Below are 377 nucleotides of genomic sequence, written 5' to 3' on the forward strand. Positions count from 1 at the left end.
TTCATCATGTAATTCCTTAAGATTTTTCCAAATTTTCATAGTTTCTAAGTCGTTTGAATGAGAAATTATAAATGTATTTTGGCATGCAATATGGAATCGTTCGTTAGTTTTCATAATTTTCCTCCTTCTATAACTTCAAGATTAAATCCAGGCTTTKGTATTGTAGAAAGTTCTTCTTGTGTAGCACGACTACCTACTTCAGCAACGTGGCGGTTCATGTAGTAGCGGACAAGACCCGGCCCTCGCATACCGGCTACCTTTTCGCGCTCGGAGAAAATCGCACCGAACTTCACCAGTTCATTCATGATGGCTGTAACTTCGTTGACCCGAATTCCGACTTTTTCGGCGATTTCTTCGCGGGTTAGCATGATCTGTCC

At 41.2% G+C, this 377-nt stretch carries 1 pseudogene; it reads right to left on the reverse strand.

What is annotated here, in order from left to right:
- Positions 1-110 precede the first annotated feature (110 nt).
- A pseudogene (locus KP705_RS19155) lies at positions 111-377 on the reverse strand (hypothetical protein); the annotation flags it as partial.

Source organism: Gluconobacter sp. P1D12_c, from assembly GCF_018812105.1.
GTDB lineage: Bacteria > Pseudomonadota > Alphaproteobacteria > Acetobacterales > Acetobacteraceae > Gluconobacter > Gluconobacter oxydans_A.